The sequence below is a fragment of the Herbaspirillum sp. Sphag64 genome (genome assembly GCF_014192645.1).
In the GTDB taxonomy this organism is placed as follows: domain Bacteria; phylum Pseudomonadota; class Gammaproteobacteria; order Burkholderiales; family Burkholderiaceae_D; genus Herbaspirillum.
Genome location: NZ_JACHYE010000002.1, coordinates 180500 through 196412 on the forward strand (window position 1 = coordinate 180500; position 15913 = coordinate 196412).

The 15913-nt window shown below is 56.0% G+C and carries 15 protein-coding genes; 8 read left to right on the plus strand and 7 right to left on the minus strand.

From position 1 onward, the window contains the following. Positions 1-95 precede the first annotated feature (95 nt). Positions 96-1049 carry an allantoinase PuuE gene (gene puuE / locus FHW66_RS05800; RefSeq protein ID WP_183378823.1) on the plus strand — a complete coding sequence of 318 codons (954 nt, stop codon included), beginning with the start codon at positions 96-98 and terminating at the stop codon, positions 1047-1049. Here puuE and FHW66_RS05805 read toward each other — a convergent pair. Further along, on the minus strand, positions 1041-2639 hold the full coding sequence (locus tag FHW66_RS05805) for an MDR family MFS transporter (RefSeq protein ID WP_183378824.1): 1599 nt from the start codon (positions 2637-2639) through the stop codon (positions 1041-1043). The two genes, puuE and FHW66_RS05805, sit on opposite strands and share 9 nt — an antisense overlap. A 195-nt stretch (positions 2640-2834) precedes the next feature. Next, positions 2835-4199, minus strand: coding sequence for a metalloprotease PmbA (gene pmbA / locus FHW66_RS05810; protein ID WP_183378825.1), 1365 nt, complete (start codon positions 4197-4199; stop codon positions 2835-2837). Between the two features lie 69 nt (positions 4200-4268). Here pmbA and yjgA point away from each other — a divergent pair, with 69 nt between their 5' ends. Both yjgA and mog read left to right on the plus strand, forming a co-directional pair. Next, positions 4269-4886, plus strand: a complete 618-nt coding sequence (gene yjgA / locus FHW66_RS05815; RefSeq protein WP_183378826.1) for a ribosome biogenesis factor YjgA — start codon at positions 4269-4271, stop codon at positions 4884-4886. Then, on the plus strand, positions 4870-5496 hold the full coding sequence (mog, locus tag FHW66_RS05820; protein ID WP_183378827.1) for a molybdopterin adenylyltransferase: 627 nt from the start codon (positions 4870-4872) through the stop codon (positions 5494-5496). Before yjgA ends, mog begins: the two co-directional genes overlap by 17 nt. A 14-nt stretch (positions 5497-5510) precedes the next feature. On the opposite strand, the gene FHW66_RS05825 is transcribed toward mog, so the two are convergent. Next, positions 5511-6134 (minus strand): hypothetical protein, encoded by a 624-nt coding sequence (locus FHW66_RS05825; protein ID WP_183378828.1) that lies wholly within the window; start codon positions 6132-6134, stop codon positions 5511-5513. A 130-nt stretch (positions 6135-6264) separates the two neighbouring features. Between FHW66_RS05825 and FHW66_RS05830 the strand changes: the two genes are divergently transcribed. Beyond that, positions 6265-6957, plus strand: coding sequence for an alpha/beta hydrolase (locus FHW66_RS05830; protein WP_183378829.1), 693 nt, complete (start codon positions 6265-6267; stop codon positions 6955-6957). Positions 6958-7053: 96 nt separating this feature from the next. On the opposite strand, the gene FHW66_RS05835 is transcribed toward FHW66_RS05830, so the two are convergent. Beyond that, positions 7054-9366: an NADP-dependent malic enzyme gene (locus FHW66_RS05835; RefSeq protein ID WP_255458837.1), complete on the minus strand. Its 2313-nt coding sequence runs from the start codon at positions 9364-9366 to the stop codon at positions 7054-7056. 248 nt (positions 9367-9614) lie between these two features. Between FHW66_RS05835 and thiL the strand changes: the two genes are divergently transcribed. From thiL to FHW66_RS05850, 3 genes are all read left to right on the plus strand, one after another. Further along, positions 9615-10580, plus strand: coding sequence for a thiamine-phosphate kinase (thiL, locus tag FHW66_RS05840; RefSeq protein WP_183378830.1), 966 nt, complete (start codon positions 9615-9617; stop codon positions 10578-10580). After that, complete coding sequence (locus tag FHW66_RS05845; protein WP_183378831.1) at positions 10577-11125, plus strand: phosphatidylglycerophosphatase A; 549 nt, start codon at positions 10577-10579, stop codon at positions 11123-11125. Before thiL ends, FHW66_RS05845 begins: the two co-directional genes overlap by 4 nt. Positions 11126-11223: 98 nt before the next feature. Further along, the gene (locus FHW66_RS05850) at positions 11224-11703 is read left to right on the plus strand and encodes a CinA family protein (protein WP_183378832.1); all 480 of its coding nucleotides are present in this window, start codon (positions 11224-11226) and stop codon (positions 11701-11703) included. 99 nt (positions 11704-11802) lie between these two features. Here the strand turns inward: FHW66_RS05850 and pyrF are convergent, their stop codons facing one another. Both pyrF and dacB read right to left on the minus strand, forming a co-directional pair. After that, positions 11803-12621 (minus strand): orotidine-5'-phosphate decarboxylase, encoded by an 819-nt coding sequence (pyrF, locus tag FHW66_RS05855; RefSeq protein WP_183378833.1) that lies wholly within the window; start codon positions 12619-12621, stop codon positions 11803-11805. A 50-nt stretch (positions 12622-12671) separates the two neighbouring features. Continuing rightward, positions 12672-14093 (minus strand): D-alanyl-D-alanine carboxypeptidase/D-alanyl-D-alanine-endopeptidase, encoded by a 1422-nt coding sequence (gene dacB, locus FHW66_RS05860; protein WP_183378834.1) that lies wholly within the window; start codon positions 14091-14093, stop codon positions 12672-12674. A gap of 217 nt (positions 14094-14310) precedes the next feature. Here dacB and FHW66_RS05865 point away from each other — a divergent pair, with 217 nt between their 5' ends. Continuing rightward, positions 14311-15498, plus strand: coding sequence for a diguanylate cyclase (locus FHW66_RS05865; RefSeq protein ID WP_183378835.1), 1188 nt, complete (start codon positions 14311-14313; stop codon positions 15496-15498). A 174-nt stretch (positions 15499-15672) separates the two neighbouring features. Here FHW66_RS05865 and FHW66_RS05870 read toward each other — a convergent pair whose 3' ends face one another. Continuing rightward, complete coding sequence (locus tag FHW66_RS05870; protein WP_183378836.1) at positions 15673-15855, minus strand: hypothetical protein; 183 nt, start codon at positions 15853-15855, stop codon at positions 15673-15675. Positions 15856-15913: the final 58 nt, after the last annotated feature.

Consider the following 15913-nt stretch of genomic DNA (forward strand, 5'->3'; position numbering starts at 1 on the left):
TCCGATCAATATAGCCTCACCATTATATTGATCATCCAATCTGCAGACATAATGCGGCGACTCGCTACAACCGATTTGAAGAAGGCTGCACAACCATGAACAAGCATTATCCACGCGACTTGATCGGCTACGGCCACACCCCACCGCACGCACAATGGCCTGGCAATGCACGGATTGCCTTGCAGTTTGTGCTCAACTATGAAGAAGGTGCCGAGAACTGCGTGCTTGATGGCGATGCCGGTTCAGAAACTTTTCTCTCCGAAATCATCGGTGCCCAGAGTTTTGCGGCACGCCACATGAGTATGGAGTCGCTCTATGAATATGGCTCGCGCGCTGGCTTGTGGCGTTTATTGCGGATCTTTGAAAGCCGCCGCTTGCCGTTGACAATCTTCGGTGTGGCACGGGCACTGCAACGCAATCCGGAAGCCTGTGCAGCGTTTCTGGAACTGGGTCATGAAATTGCCTGCCACGGGCTGCGCTGGATCAGCTACCAAAACGTCGATGAAGCCACCGAGCGCGCCCATATGGCCGAAGCCATTGCCTGTATCAAGGAAATCACTGGCAATGCTCCGCTGGGCTGGTACACCGGTCGCGACTCGCCGAATACGCGGCGTCTGGTCGCCGAACATGGCGGACTGGCCTACGATGCCGACAGCTATGCCGATGATCTGCCCTATTGGGAAAGCGTCAACATCCACAACGGCGATGGCAGCATGGCAAGCACCCCGCAACTGATCGTGCCGTATACCCTCGACAGCAATGACATGCGCTTTGCAGCACCACAGGGATTCAATTCGGGCAGTCAGTTCTTTGACTACCTCAAGGATGCTTTTGACGTGTTGTATCAGGAAGGCGACCCGCACGGATTGAATCGCCCCAAGATGCTATCGATTGGCCTGCATTGCCGCATTGCCGGTCGCCCTGCCCGGGCGGCGGCGTTGATGGGTTTTCTGGACTATGTACAGCAGCACGACCAGGTGTGGATTACCCGCCGGATTGACATTGCAGATCACTGGCGTCGCCAGCATCCCTACAGCAGCTCACTCTGAGAGCACCGGCTCGACCTGATGGCGCTTGGCAAACCTGATTAACGGCACACGGCGGACGAACCATAATCCTGCCAATGCCGCCACAATCGCCAGCGCAATGCCGATGTGAATCGCGCTCACCAGGGAGGCGCGCGCTGCATCCAGCAATGCCGATCCGTTGTGACCGGCTTGCAGCATCTGCGCCAGCAAGGTCGACTGGATATCGTGATTGACCAGGATCTCCGGATCCTTGAATTCAGCCAGCCATTGCGCTGCGTGATCGCTTTCCAGTGCCTGGGTCACGCCTTTGCCATAAATCTGCGTGACCAACGTACCGGTGATGGCGGTACCCAGCATGCCGCCAATCATGCGCAGTGATTGCAACAACGCGGTAGCAATCCCAAGATGCTCGCGACTGGCCGACTGCTGTGCAAACACGGTCAGATTCGGCAATACCAGTCCCAGTCCAAGGCCTCCGGCGAGCATCGCTGCCAGAATGACACTGGTTGGGGTACTGCGATGTGACAGCACCACGCCAAGACAGGACAGCGCCACCAGCGCAAAACCGACATACATCATCAGATTCGGATTCGGAATGCGCGTAACAATACGCCCATTGATGATGCTTGCCACGGTAATACAGGCCACCAGCGGCGTAATCAGCAAACCAGCGTCGCGCGGCGACATGCCAAAGCCCCCCTGAAACAGCAGTGGCGAATACATCAGCATCGAGAACATCGCAAAACCAGCCAGAATGGAGAGCAGGAACAGACTCGACATGGCGGGATCACGGAACAGTTCAAACGGCAAAATAGGCTGTGCGGCACGCTGCTCCCATTTCCACAACGCATAGAATGCGCCAACACTGAGGATCAGCAACAAGGCCATCCCCATGGTCAAACCGCGTTTTGGCAGGAGCTCAACCAGCAACTGCAGACTGCCCAGCGCAACGGTGATCAACAAGGCTCCCAGCCAGTCAATTCGCATCTTGCCCTCATGCTTGATATGGCGGATATGCGGTAGATAACGCCAGGCGAAGAACAAGGAGAGGATGCCCACCGGCAAGTTGACGTAAAACACCCAGCGCCAGCCGAGCGACTGGGTCAGAAATCCACCCAGCGAAGGGCCAACTGAGGTGGCAATGCCGTAGGATGCACTGAGGATAATCTGCCAGCGCAGACGCACATGCGGATCTGGAAACAGGTCGGCAATGGAAGCGAATGCAGTCCCCACCAGCATGCCGCCACCAATCCCCTGCAAACCACGCGCCAGCACCAGAAAGAACATGCTCTGGGCCATGCCACACAGCATTGAGGCCACCACGAAGACGATGATCGAGGCAATCAAGAACGGCTTGCGACCAAAGTAGTCACCCAGCCGCCCAAAGATTGGCACCGTGATAACCGAAGTCAGGAGATAGGAGGTAGCAACCCAGGCATACAGATCAAAACCTTTGAGTTCAGCCACAATGGTCGGCAAGGCCGTGCCAACGATGGTTTGATCGAGGGCAACCAGCATGATCACAAAGCAGACCCCAAGGGTCGCCATCAGGGAGGCTCGGAACGGTAAGACCTGACCGCTGGAGTGAGCGGTTTCTGTAGTTGCAGACATGGAAGAATTGATTGGCCGGCGCTAGCAGAGAAGTGCATTGGCAACATGACAAGACAGATGAGATTGCGTCCTGACATCTGCCTGACCTCGCTGTGGTTCCGGCCTGCAGTGACTAAGGCGGTATTCTATCAATTCGCCGCCAAGTGTGCCAAAGCACTGGCACACCCGGTCATGTGCAACGCCGCTGGCGGGCAATTAGTCGCCAGCAATTGTCATGTTCTCCAGCAGGATGGAGCCGGTTTCCTTGGTGCCACGGATCAGTGTGTCGTTACCAACTGCTACGATATGTCGCAGCATCTCCTTCATGTTGCCAGCGATGGTGATTTCTTCGACCGGATACTGAATCACACCATTCTCTACCCAGTAACCGGAGGCACCGCGCGAATAATCACCGGTCACATAATTGACGCCCTGCCCCATCAACTCCGTGACCAGCAAACCGGTACCGAGCTTCTTGAGCATGCCTTCGAACGTATCACCGGCACGTGTCAATGACGAGGTCAACGACAGGTTATGCGAGCCACCGGAATTGCCTGTGGTACGCATGCCCAGCTTGCGCGCCGAATAGGTCGACAGGAAGTAGCCTTGCACCACGCCATTGCTGACCACGGCGCGACGTTGGGTCTTGACACCCTCATCGTCAAATGGAGAAGAGCCGACGGCACCGATAACATGCGGATCTTCGAGAATCTGAATGTGTTCAGGAAGGACTTGTTGACCGAGCGAGTTCAGCAAGAATGAGGACTTGCGGTACAAAGCACCACCCGAAACCGCCTGTACAAACGCTCCCAGCAAGCCTGCGGCCAATGGCGCCTCGAACAGGACCGGACATTTGCGGGTCGACAGCTTGCGTGCATTCAAGCGAGCCAGTGCGCGCTCTGCAGCATAGCGGCCAATCGCTTCGGGCGCAGCCAGCTTGCTGGGATCGCGCATTGAGGAATACCAGTCATCGCGCTGCATGTTGCCGCCCTTGCCGGCAATCGGCGCGACCGAAATAGTATGGCGGGAAAATGGATAGCCACCAATAAAACCACGCGAGTTGGCACTGACAAAGTGCGATTGTTGCGCGTAGACACTGGAACCTTCGCTATTGGTAATACGTTTATCCACCGCCAGAGCAGCAGCTTCGCAACGCTGGGCAATTTGTACCGCCTGTTCGGCCGTAATCAGCCAGGGCGTGCACAATTTCAGGTCACGGGGATGCATTTCGAGATCCTCAGCATCGGGCAAGCCAGCGCAGTCATCAATGGCCGTAAAGCGCGCAATGTTGTAAGCGGCTTCGACGGTCTCCTTGAGAGCCTGTTGCGAGAAATCCGAGGTACTGGCATTGCCACGACGTACATTGCGGCCCTCACCGAGGTAGACAGTGACGCCAATACCTTTGTCCTTATTCTGCTCGATGGTCTCAACGTTGCCGCGGCGCACTGCCACCGACAAGCCGCTGCCTTCACTGATATCCACCGCAGCGTCCGAGGCGCCCTTCTCTCTGGCATAGCGCAACACGTCCTGTGCCAGCTGTTTCAATTGGTCTTGACTGTGGGTAAATACGGATTCGCTCATGGGCCTGATTTTTCGAAATGCAGATAAAAGGGGGTATCATAGCAGTCGTTTAGCTTATTTATCTGAATCATGCCAAATCCCAATCGCGGATCCTGCGGATTCCAATCGAATGAATTCGAGCAGGAATACGATCGCCCCTCCAAGTCACAACTCAAACGCGAAATGACCGCGTTACAAAAGCTGGGGGAAGAACTGGTTGCCGAACCTCGCGACCGCGTCAAACGCGTCCCTATGCCAGAAGATGTGCGTGATGCCATTCTGGAATGCCAGCAAATCAAGGACCATGAAGGTCGTCGTCGCCAGATGCAATATGTTGGCAAAAAGATGCGCACGCTGGAGGAAGACGAAATCGCTGCCATCCAGCGCACGCTCGATAGCTGGCGTGGCCTGTCCAAGGCAGATACCGCTTCCATGCACGCGCTGGAACGACGTCGCGAAAAGCTGCTCAAGGACGATGGCGCTCTGACTGAACTGCTGGCGCAGCATCCTGAACTGGACGTACAGCACCTGCGTACACTGATTCGCAATGCGCGCAAGGAACAGGCAGAAAACAAGCCACCCAAGGCCTATCGCGAAATCTTCCAGATTCTGAAGCAATTGCAGGCGCAGTCACGTGCCGGCAGCACCGAGTCCGAGTCGGATGGCGACGACGCAGACGAAGACAGCGGGCATGAGCACAACGACTGACATGGCAGACACGTCAGAAACACTGCTGATCGGTCTGGTATCCATCTCGGACCGCGCCTCCACCGGCATCTATGAAGACAAGGGCATTCCTGCCTTGCAGGAGTGGTTTGGTGCGGCCCTCTCCAGCCCATGGCGTATGGAAACCCGTCTGATTCCGGACGAGCAGGCAAGCATTGAAGCCACCTTGATTGAGCTGGTCGACCAACTTGGCTGCAATCTGGTGCTCACCACCGGTGGCACCGGCCCGGCCAGACGCGATGTCACACCCGAAGCGACGCTGGCCGTTGCTACCAAGGAAATGCCCGGATTTGGCGAGCAGATGCGCCAGATCAGCCTGCAATTCGTCCCAACGGCGATTCTCTCGCGACAGGTTGCCGTGATCCGTGAAACCGCCGATCACGCGGCCCTGATCCTGAATCTGCCGGGCCAGCCCAAAGCAATCAAAGAAACACTGGAAGGCCTCAAGGATAACGACGGCAAGCAACTGGTTGCCGGCATCTTTGCAGCAGTCCCGTATTGCATCGATCTGATCGGCGGACCGTATATTGAAACCGATGAGGCCGTCTGCAAGGCATTTCGGCCCAAGTCCGCCATCCGTCCTGCGCGTTAAACCCCATCAAATAATCAGGGCGGGCATGGCAGCTCCCCCTGAGCACCACACAGACTCGCCTGATTGATCAAATCCAGATACTGCTTCAGGCGCTCGGGCCGGATGCGCCAACCAGAGTCCTTCTGATCATCTTCGGTTGCCGGACGCCAGCCAAACTGCACCAAAAACAGATTTTTCCTTCCCTCGATGATGGCAGTGAGATTACCTTCGCCATACGGTGCCACATCACCATCACGGCTGCAGAAGCCACCACCTATCGCTGCATAGGCACCACTGATCTGGGTATCCTTGGACGTCATTGGCACGAAGCGCCCCGGACATTTGGTTTGTGCCACCTGCATCAACGTCGCCAGCGCCTGCGGTGCCATATGCTGACCTGAACTCGGATTAAATGCCCCACGCTGTACCGACATGTAACCCTCGCGCCACGCCTCTTTTTCTTCTGCGTTGGGCATGAACTCAACCACGTAATTACCGTCAGGATCACCATTGGTATGAGCCAGACGCCAACCCGATGGCGGATGAATCAATAGATTCTCGCCGTTTACCTGAGGCATTTTTTCAGCTCTGGTGGCGCACGCCGCAAGGAAAGCGGCAGCCAGCGATATGGTCAATACAATCTTGATTGTTTGCTTCATTACCTATCCTTGGAGAACATGGAGGGCAGCGTCACGACCAATATCGTCGTATCATGAACACCCTGATTCACTCCACTGCAAACCTCTATTGTGCATCAAGCCCTCGGTGCTGTGATGCGAAGAAAATATCATGTCAACATCCTCCACTAACACCGCTCTGAATCCGCTTGCCACGATCGAAATTGAAACAGCCCCCAATCCCACCGCAGCCGTCATCTGGCTGCATGGCCTGGGTGCCGACGGCAATGACTTTGTACCGATCGTGCGCGAGCTTGATCTGACTGTCGCACCGGCTATTCGCTTTGTCTTCCCGACCGCGGATACGCGCCCCGTCACCGTCAATGGTGGCTATGTGATGCGCGCCTGGTACGATATTTTCGCACCGGATCTGGTGCGTCGGGAAGATGAACCGGGTCTGCGCACCTCGCAGGCACAGATCGAAGCGTTGATTGCAAAAGAACGTGCGCGCGGTATTGCTGCCAATCGCATCGTACTGGCTGGCTTTTCACAAGGTTGTGCGATGACATTGCAAACTGGTCTGCGCCACCCGGAAAAATTAGCAGGATTGATGTGCCTGTCTGGCTACTTGCCACTGGCATCCACCATCGCCGCCGAACGTGCTGCCGCCAACCAGCATACGCCCATCTTCATGGCGCACGGCAGGCAAGATCCGATTGTCGTGCTGGGACGCGGCGAACAGTCACGTGATGCCTTGCTGGCACTGGATTACCAGATCGAGTGGCATGAATATCAGATGCAACACTCTGTCTGCCAAGAAGAAGTCGACGATATCGGCCACTGGCTGCAACGTGTACTGGCCTGATCAGCTTTAAATCAACTTTGACCCAGAAAAAATAAAAAACGGCGCATTTCTTTAGAAATGCGCCGTTTTCATTGTTGCCCTGCCTTGATGGCCGATTTAACGCACTGACATCGCATCCATCACACACAATGCCGTCATGTTGACGATACGACGAACCGTAGCCGACGCGGTCAGGATATGAACCGGCTTGGCACAACCCAATAGGATCGGACCAATTGCCACACCGCTGCCGGAAGCAGTCTTCAACAGATTGTAGGCAATATTGGCGGCATCGATATTCGGCATCACCAGCAGATTGGCGTCACCCTTGAGTGGCGAATCGGGCATGAACTGCGCCAGCACCTTGGTATCGAGCGCTGTATCACCGTGCATTTCGCCATCCACTTCCAGTTCAGGCGCCTGCTCCTGAATCAATGCCAGCGCTGCGCGCATCTTGCGTGCCGACTCACTGTTGCTGGAACCGAAGTTTGAATGCGACAGCAAGGCTGCACGGGGGTGCAAGCCAAAACGACGCATTTCTTCCGCCGCCAGGATCGTGATTTCAGCCAGCTCTTCCGCTGTCGGATTTTCATTGACGTGGGTATCGACCAGCACCAGTTGTCGATTCGGCAAAATCACGGCATTCATGGCGGCATAGACATTGACGCCATCACGTTTGCCAAGCACCTGATCAATATAATGCAGATGCAATTGTGTTGTGCCGTAGGTGCCGCAGATCATGCCATCGGCATCGCCCTTGTGGATCGCCATCGAGCCGATCAGCGTATGACGGCGACGCATTTCCAGCTTGGCATATTGCTCGGTTACACCGCGACGCTTGGACATTTGCAGGAATGTCTGCCAGTAGTCGCGATAGCGGCTGTCGAAGTTAGGATTGATGACTTCAAAATCAACCCCCGGACGCAGACGCAAACCAAATTTCTGGATGCGTTGCTCCAGTACTTCCGGACGGCCAACCAGAATTGGCTTGGCCAGACCTTCGTCGACCACCACCTGTACTGCGCGCAGTACACGCTCGTCTTCGCCTTCGGCATAAACGATACGTTTTCTGGCTTCCGGCGCCTTCTTGGCAACCTGGAAGATAGGACGCATGAAGGTACCGCTGTGATAGACAAACTGTTCCAGCTTTTCGGCATAGGCATCCATGTCCTTGATCGGACGCGCCGCCACGCCCGAAGTCACCGCAGCCTGCGCAACAGCAGTTGCGATCTTGATCATCAGGCGTGGATCAAAAGGCTTGGGGATAATGTATTCAGGACCGAACGACAGGTTGCTGATGCCGTACGTCGCTGCCACCACGTCGGATTGCTCGGCTTGCGCCAGTTCGGCAATCGCGTAGACCGCTGCGATTTCCATCTCACGAGTAATCGTGGTGGCACCACAGTCCAGCGCACCGCGGAAGATATACGGAAAGCACAGAACGTTGTTGACCTGATTCGGATAGTCCGAGCGACCAGTCGCAATGACCGCATCGTCACGCACCGCCATGACTTCTTCAGGCAGGATTTCAGGTGTTGGATTGGCCAGCGCAAGCACCAGCGGACGCGCCGCCATTTGCTTGACCATGTCTTGCTTGAGCACGCCACCAGCGGAGACACCGAGGAAAATGTCAGCACCGGGAATCACATCAGCCAAGGTACGGGCTGTGGTTTCGCGGGCAAAACGCTCCTTGTCCGGATCCATCAACTCGGTACGGCCCTTGTAGACCACGCCTGCGAGGTCGGTGACGTAAATATTCTCAATCGGGAAGCCCAGATCGACGATCAGATCCAGACAAGCCAGTGCGGCCGCACCCGCGCCGGAGACCACCAGCTTGACTTCCTTCATGTCCTTGTTGACCACCTTGAGGCCATTGAGAATGGCTGCACCAACGATGATCGCTGTGCCGTGCTGATCATCATGGAAGACCGGAATCTTCATGCGGTCACGCAATTTGCGCTCGATGTAGAAGCACTCAGGTGCCTTGATATCTTCCAGATTGACACCACCGAAGGTTGGTTCCAGGGAGGCGATGATGTCGCACAGTTTGTCAGGGTCGGTCTCGTTGATTTCGATGTCGAAGACATCGATGCCAGCAAATTTCTTGAACAACACGCCCTTGCCTTCCATCACCGGCTTGGAGGCCAGCGGGCCGATATTACCCAGGCCCAGCACCGCAGTACCGTTACTGATGACCGCCACCAGATTGCCACGTGCGGTATAGCGGAAGGCGTTCGCGGGATCGGCGACGATCTCTTCACAGGCCGCAGCGACGCCAGGAGAGTACGCCAAAGAGAGGTCTCGTTGATTGGTAAGGAGCTTGGTGGGTGTGACGCTGATCTTTCCCGGGGTCGGGAATTCATGATATTCCAGCGCTGCCTGGCGAAGTTGCTGACGCAATTCTTCTTTCTTGCTTATCATCGAATCCATACTCTGCATTCTCTTTTCTAGACGTGTCGAAGACCTATGATTCTAGCAGAGGTCCCCCCCTTCTCATAGGCCACTTGTGGTGCGGCGCACCATCCAAAAAGCCAGTGGCGGCGTGGTTTCCGCGACGAAGCCATGAGCTTTCCGGGGCATCAGGATTGCCTGAATGTGCACCACTGTCAATCGTGGAAAACCCGTGGAGAAAACGTGGAATCTGCCGAAAAGCATGACGTATTGGTTACAATCGCGCCATGCTCTCCGAATTCGAACTCATCTCCCGTTATTTCACACGTCCGCTGCAACCCGGCAGCCGCACTGCGCTAGGGATTGGCGACGATTGCGCATTGCTGACACCGGCGCCCGGCTGTCAGTTGGCAATCTCCAGCGACATGCTGGTGGAAGGTCGTCACTTCTTTGCCCAGGCAGATGCTTATGCGCTGGGCCACAAGTGCCTCGCGGTCAATCTGTCAGATCTGGCAGCAATGGGGGCACAACCGATTGCTTTTACCCTGGCCCTGGCACTACCAGCAGCTGAAGAAGCATGGCTGGAGCCGTTTTCCAACGGTCTGTTAGCACTGGCAGAGGAGCACGGCTGCGAGTTAATAGGCGGCGACACCACGAAGGGGCCGTTGACCATCAGCATCACGGTATTCGGCGAAATCCCGCTTACCCAGGCATTGCGACGCGATGCGGCAAAAACAGGCGACGATATCTGGGTCTCCGGCTCGCTCGGTGATGCACGTCTGGCACTTGCAGCCTACCGGCATGAACTGCATCTGGATCCTGAGTCACTTCATACGGCAGCACAACGCATGCACCAACCTACACCTCGGGTCGCACTGGGCATGGGATTACGTGGCATTGCCCACGCCGCGATTGATATTTCTGATGGCTTGTCCGGCGATCTGGGGCATATTTTGCAGCGCTCCCGAGTCGGTGCCTGCATTGATCTGGACGCCTTGCCGGCTGGGACCGTCTTGCAACAGCAGCCGCAAGGTCTGCGGCATGACTTCATGCTCAATGGCGGCGACGATTACGAGCTTTGCTTCACCGCTTCCTCAGCTCGTCGTGAGCAGGTGTTATTGGCAGCAGCACAAGCCGGCGCAGAAGTAACCCGGGTCGGTGTCATTGAGGCAACACCCGGCCTAAGACTGGTCGACGGCAACGGCGATCCGGTAGCACTCAACCTTCATTCCTTTGACCATTTCAGCGCATGAGCACGACCTTGAATCAACATCCAGACAACAATCCGGGCAGCAAATCGGGCACAAAAATCCGGGCAACGTCTCATTTCATGCGCCAACACCCTGCGCATATCCTGGCACAGGGCTTTGGCAGCGGGCTATCACCCATCATGCCCGGTACCTGCGGTACGCTGTTTGCCTGGGTGGCCTATGTCGTCCTGAATTTCCGTTGGCCTGCTCTCTTCACGCCACTCACCTGGGGCCTGATCATTGTTATTGGTTTTGTCATCGGCATCTGGGCGTGTCACATCACAGGTCGTAACCTTGGCGCGCCCGACCATGGCAGCATGGTATGGGATGAAATTATCGCCTTCTGGCTGGTGCTGTTGATGGTTTCGCCTGCCGATTTGAAAACACAATGCTGGGCCTTTATCGGTTTCCGCTTTTTCGATATGGTCAAACCACCACCGATTGCTTATTTTGACCGTCATTTCAAAGGTGGATTCGGCGTCATGTGGGATGATATTGTTGCCGCTTTCTATACCCTGCTGGCATTTGCCATCTGGCGTACTATCTAAAGCGCTGCCAACCAGAGTATCCTTATCATGTGCACGCCTGGATTCAGTCCCGGCGCTCTGGCACACGTTGACCACCCAACCAGAAGGATGACATCAACATGGACACCACCACAGAAGTGGCTGCGCGCGTCGGCCAGGTACTCAAAACCAGAAACCTGCTACTGGCGACGGCCGAGTCGTGTACCGGCGGCGGCATCGCTCAGGCCATCACCGAAATCGCCGGTTCGTCAGAATGGTTCGACTGCGGCTTTGTAACCTATTCCAATGCGTCCAAAAATGAATTGCTCGATATTCCTGAAGCACTGATCGCCCAGCATGGGGCAGTCAGTGAGGAAATCGCGGGCGCCATGGCCGAAGCCGCAGTAGCCAACAGTAATTCCTCGGTCGCTGTGTCTACCACCGGAATCGCCGGGCCGGGCGGCGCTGTACCAGGCAAGCCTGTCGGCACCGTGTGCTTTGGCTGGCGCGTGGGCGATCAGACTTTCACCGAGCGCAAGGTATTCAGCGGTGATCGTCACAGTGTGCGCGAACAGTCGGTGATTCACTCCCTGCTAGGCTTGATCAGATTACTGAGTTGAGCGGTCTTCGCTACAGCAAAAAAACGCCGTGCTCTGCAGAGACACGGCGTTTTTTATTGGGTCGGGTTAGCGGCTATGGCGCATGATGGAGCAGGAATTTCAGCGATGGAGATTGATTGCAGCACGTGTCTCTGCGGCTACCCGTCGCGCCGCAGCAGCATAATCTTCCCCAGCTTCGGGCTTGGCGTACAGGATCGCACGCGAAGAATTGATCATCATCCCCAAGGCGTCAGCGGTCTTGCCAGCTTTCACGGTTGCCGCCACATCGCCACCTTGAGCGCCGACACCCGGTACCAGCAAGGGCATGTCGCCAATAATGCGACGTACTTGTGCCAGTTCATCAGGGAAGGTCGCACCGACCACCAGACCACATTGACCGTTGGTATTCCACTTTTCTGCGACCAGACGCGCAACGTGCTGGTACAGCGGCACGCCGTCCACCTGCAGGAATTGCAGATCAGAACCACCAGCGTTAGAAGTACGGCACAGCACGATGGCGCCACGATCCTTCCATTCCAGATAAGGCGCGACCGAATCAAACCCCATATAAGGGCTGACGGTGACAGCATCGGCGCCATAGCGCTCAAATGCTTCGCGCGCATATTGCTCAGCGGTGGCACCGATGTCACCTCGCTTGGCATCAAGCACGATCGGAATTTGGGGGTAACGGGTCTTGATGTAACGGCAAATCTCTTCGAGCTGGTCTTCTGCGCGCAAGGCCGCGAAATAAGCGATCTGTGGCTTGAAGGAACAAGCCATGTCAGCGGTTGCATCAATGATACCTTGACAGAAGGCAAGGATGGCATCCGGCCGGTTTTTCCAGTCCGCAGGGAATTTGCTGATATCCGGATCCAGACCCACACACAGCAGCGAGTCATTGGCCCTCCAGGCCGCGGATAACTTGTCGATAAATGTCACGGTAAGCTTTCAATTGCAAAGGTGCGATATTGTAACGCGGCCGCGCCCGGCTATCCGTTCTGAAATACCCATTGCAGCAAGGCATCCTGCGCTGGCTGTCCGGCAGCAGCGTTAGGGTGATTGATCAGGCACACCACCACATACATCTTGCCTGAGGCTGCCTGCACGTAACCAGCCACGGAGCGTACCTCGTTGAGCGAACCTGTCTTGATGTGCGCCTGCCCCGCCACGGCATCGCTGCGCAGGCGCTTGCGCATGGTGCCGTCATAGCCGACCAGCGGTAGCGAGGCGATGAATTCCGGCATCACCGCAGAGTGATAAGCCGTCAACAATAATTGCCCGAGTATCGCCGGCGTAATACGCTCGGTGCGAGACAGGCCTGCGCCGTTATCGATGATCACGGCATTGCTGGCAATACCTTTGCTGGAGAGCCAGGCAGAGATCGTCTGTGCACCGCGCGCGACATTGCCGGGACCTTCTGCAGCCTGGGCTGCCATAGTCAACAGCAATTGACGCGCCATGACATTGTTGCTGTATTTATTGATGTCGCGAATCACTTCAGGCACCGTCGGCGATTGCCACTCTGCCAACAAATGCGCTGCCGGTGCCACCGTTGCAGCGACTACCTGCCCGGAAAATGTCCCCCCAAGCTCGGCCCACATCTGACGAAATACGGCACCAAAATACTGGTTGGCGCTCATGCGATAAGGATTGATATACCAGACCTGCTCACCGCAAGCAGCCGGATAACTGCCAGCGAACGAGGTACTCACATCGCCAACATCCGCCTTGAGCCGGGTCCTCCAGTCACCACAGGCGACGTCAGCAGACAGCTTTGGTGGATTGACGACATAGCCAGCCAGTGGTGGCTCAACGCTGACAACAACCTGTTTGCCACTCTCGTCAGGCAGAAAATGCAGCGCAATCGTCTTGTAATTGAGCAACAAGGCGTCTGGGCCAACGTTATAAGGTTTCTGTGGATCGTCATCAAACTGAGCAGGATCGACTTCCTGTTCTGCGAAGATGCTGCGATCAAGCACCAGATTGCCGCGAATATCGCGCACGCCCTTAGCCCGTATCTGCCGCAAAAACATCCAGAAATTCTCCATCACCAGCTTCGGGTCACCACTTCCCTTGATACTCAGATCGCCTGACAACACACCATTCTGGAGCGCGCCATCAATGAATGCCTGGGTTTTCCAGCTATAGGTTGGCCCCAGTAATTCCAGCGCAGCATCGGTCGTCACCAGCTTCATTACCGAGGCAGGACTGAAGGCGGTTGCCGCACTGGCAGCCAGCACAGGCTGAGCGGTGTCCACCTGCTGTACAAACACGCCCACGCTCCGTACCGGGATTTTGGCCTGACGCAGGGCGTTGACCATGCTTGCAGGCAACTCCTGCGCACTGACTGGCAAATTGACAGCGCCGAGCGTAGTTCCGACCACGACCAGGGTGGCAAACAAACGACTCATCTTGACTATTGGCATCCGCATGACCGAACCGAAAAATAAGATGCAGCATTATAGGCGCTTCACTCAGGGATTTTGTCCTTGACCGTTTTCCGACATTGCAGCTCGGCATTCTGGCATCAAGGCAATAGATGTTGTAGTCTAGAAAAGTGGAGTTTCAGATTACCACCTGGCAATTGCGCCCCGACCCGGCTCAGGCGTCACCTCCAAGCAAAACACTATGCCCACTCGCCAACCTCACTCGCAGAACCACAGCAACAGGATACGGCTGCAATCGCTGCTGTCCCTGCTGTCTCTGGCGCATTTCAGACAAGCGCTCGGCGATGCCAGCGCACCAGATGAGCTGATCGGCAAGGGCGTTCGTTTTGCGGCGCGAATTTACCGCTTGCGCATGATTGGCCTGTCAATTGGTTTTTTTTGCGTGGCCGCAGCATTCGTGCAGAATCCTGTTCCCTGGCCCTTATGGGTGCTGCTATTTTTTCACGGCTACCTCTGGCCTCATCTGGCCTATCATCTGGCACTCAGAAACATCGTCCCCTACCGTGCCGAGCGCCGCAACCTAGTCGCCGATACCATCTTCGGCGGCTTCTGGGTCATTGCCATGCAGGGCAATCTGGTTCCCAGCACCCTGATTCTGGCCATGCTGTCGATGGACAACATTGCCGCAGGCGGACTCAAGCTATTCCTGCGCGGTCTGATTGGCAGCGTTGTGGGTGCCTTACTCGGTCTGCTGCTGCTCGACTTCCACTTTCAACCGCTGTCCGACCTGTACACCATCGTTGCCTGCATGCCGATGCTGGCGCTCTATCCACTGGCATTGGGCAAATCCACCTATGACATGTCCAAAAAACTGGCCGAACGCTCCCGCGCATTCGAGACCGTCAGTCAGCGCGATGGCCTCACCGGCTTGCTCAACCGACGTTATTGGGAAACCCTGCTGATTGAAGAGTTCGAAGCCAGCCATCACCAACAGCGCAACTCCTGTCTGTTACTGCTTGACCTTGATCATTTCAAAAGCATCAATGACAACTACGGACATCTGGTTGGTGACGCGGTATTGAAAAATTTCTCTTCACTGCTGCAGCAACATCTGCGTGCAGAAGATCTGATTGGCCGCTATGGCGGCGAAGAATTTGTCGCCATTCTGCGTAATGTCGATCTCAGTGAAGCAATCGCCATCACGGAGCGTCTGCTGCATCAGGTCCGCTTGTGCCGCGGGCAGGAAAACAGTCTATGGGGTTGCACCATCAGCGCTGGGCTGGTGCCTTTCCAGCCTGATTTGGAAGCGCATTATTCATGGCTGCAACGGGCAGACAATGCCATGTATCAAGCCAAGGGACGCGGTCGCGACTGTCTGGTCGTGGATGGCGGCAAAGAAACGGGCGCGCGCATCGGCTGCCAGCAATAAAGAAGGCCAAGCCCGGCATGGAGGATGCCTTGGCTCAGCCCTGTAAATGGAAAGGTGGAACGCCCGACGAGACGCTGAAACCGTATCACGCCCACTGACCGCAGGAAGATCATCCGGCTTCCTCCGGCGCTCCAACCGACGCCGCAGCTGCGGCGAACGAGCAAAGAAGCTCGTTTAAATTAGCACTGGCAGTACCTCCAGTACCAAAAGCGCCAACAACGCCCCACAGATTGCACCACAAGCGCGCAACACGCCACGCCATGCTTTGGATGCGACCGGAGCCTCCCCGCATAATAAGAAACCTGCCAGTGCCAACGGAATGAAGAACATCAGATTGTGTTCAATGATATGCGGCATGATGCGTCTCCTGCTCGGTGTTGTTGTGCTTTGAGTATAGGATGTGGTCGGCATAAAA

What these genes read in the sequence shown, in the direction of transcription:
- puuE (WP_183378823.1), top strand. Translation starts at nt 96, where the DNA reads ATGAACAAGCATTATCCACGCGACTTGATCGGCTACGGCCACACCCCA.
- FHW66_RS05805 (WP_183378824.1), bottom strand. Translation starts at nt 2,639, where the DNA reads ATGTCTGCAACTACAGAAACCGCTCACTCCAGCGGTCAGGTCTTACCG.
- pmbA (WP_183378825.1), bottom strand. Translation starts at nt 4,199, where the DNA reads ATGAGCGAATCCGTATTTACCCACAGTCAAGACCAATTGAAACAGCTG.
- yjgA (WP_183378826.1), top strand. Translation starts at nt 4,269, where the DNA reads ATGCCAAATCCCAATCGCGGATCCTGCGGATTCCAATCGAATGAATTC.
- mog (WP_183378827.1), top strand. Translation starts at nt 4,870, where the DNA reads ATGAGCACAACGACTGACATGGCAGACACGTCAGAAACACTGCTGATC.
- FHW66_RS05825 (WP_183378828.1), bottom strand. Translation starts at nt 6,134, where the DNA reads ATGAAGCAAACAATCAAGATTGTATTGACCATATCGCTGGCTGCCGCT.
- FHW66_RS05830 (WP_183378829.1), top strand. Translation starts at nt 6,265, where the DNA reads ATGTCAACATCCTCCACTAACACCGCTCTGAATCCGCTTGCCACGATC.
- FHW66_RS05835 (WP_255458837.1), bottom strand. Translation starts at nt 9,366, where the DNA reads ATGGATTCGATGATAAGCAAGAAAGAAGAATTGCGTCAGCAACTTCGC.
- thiL (WP_183378830.1), top strand. Translation starts at nt 9,615, where the DNA reads ATGCTCTCCGAATTCGAACTCATCTCCCGTTATTTCACACGTCCGCTG.
- FHW66_RS05845 (WP_183378831.1), top strand. Translation starts at nt 10,577, where the DNA reads ATGAGCACGACCTTGAATCAACATCCAGACAACAATCCGGGCAGCAAA.
- FHW66_RS05850 (WP_183378832.1), top strand. Translation starts at nt 11,224, where the DNA reads ATGGACACCACCACAGAAGTGGCTGCGCGCGTCGGCCAGGTACTCAAA.
- dacB (WP_183378834.1), bottom strand. Translation starts at nt 14,093, where the DNA reads ATGAGTCGTTTGTTTGCCACCCTGGTCGTGGTCGGAACTACGCTCGGC.
- FHW66_RS05865 (WP_183378835.1), top strand. Translation starts at nt 14,311, where the DNA reads ATGCCCACTCGCCAACCTCACTCGCAGAACCACAGCAACAGGATACGG.
- FHW66_RS05870 (WP_183378836.1), bottom strand. Translation starts at nt 15,855, where the DNA reads ATGCCGCATATCATTGAACACAATCTGATGTTCTTCATTCCGTTGGCA.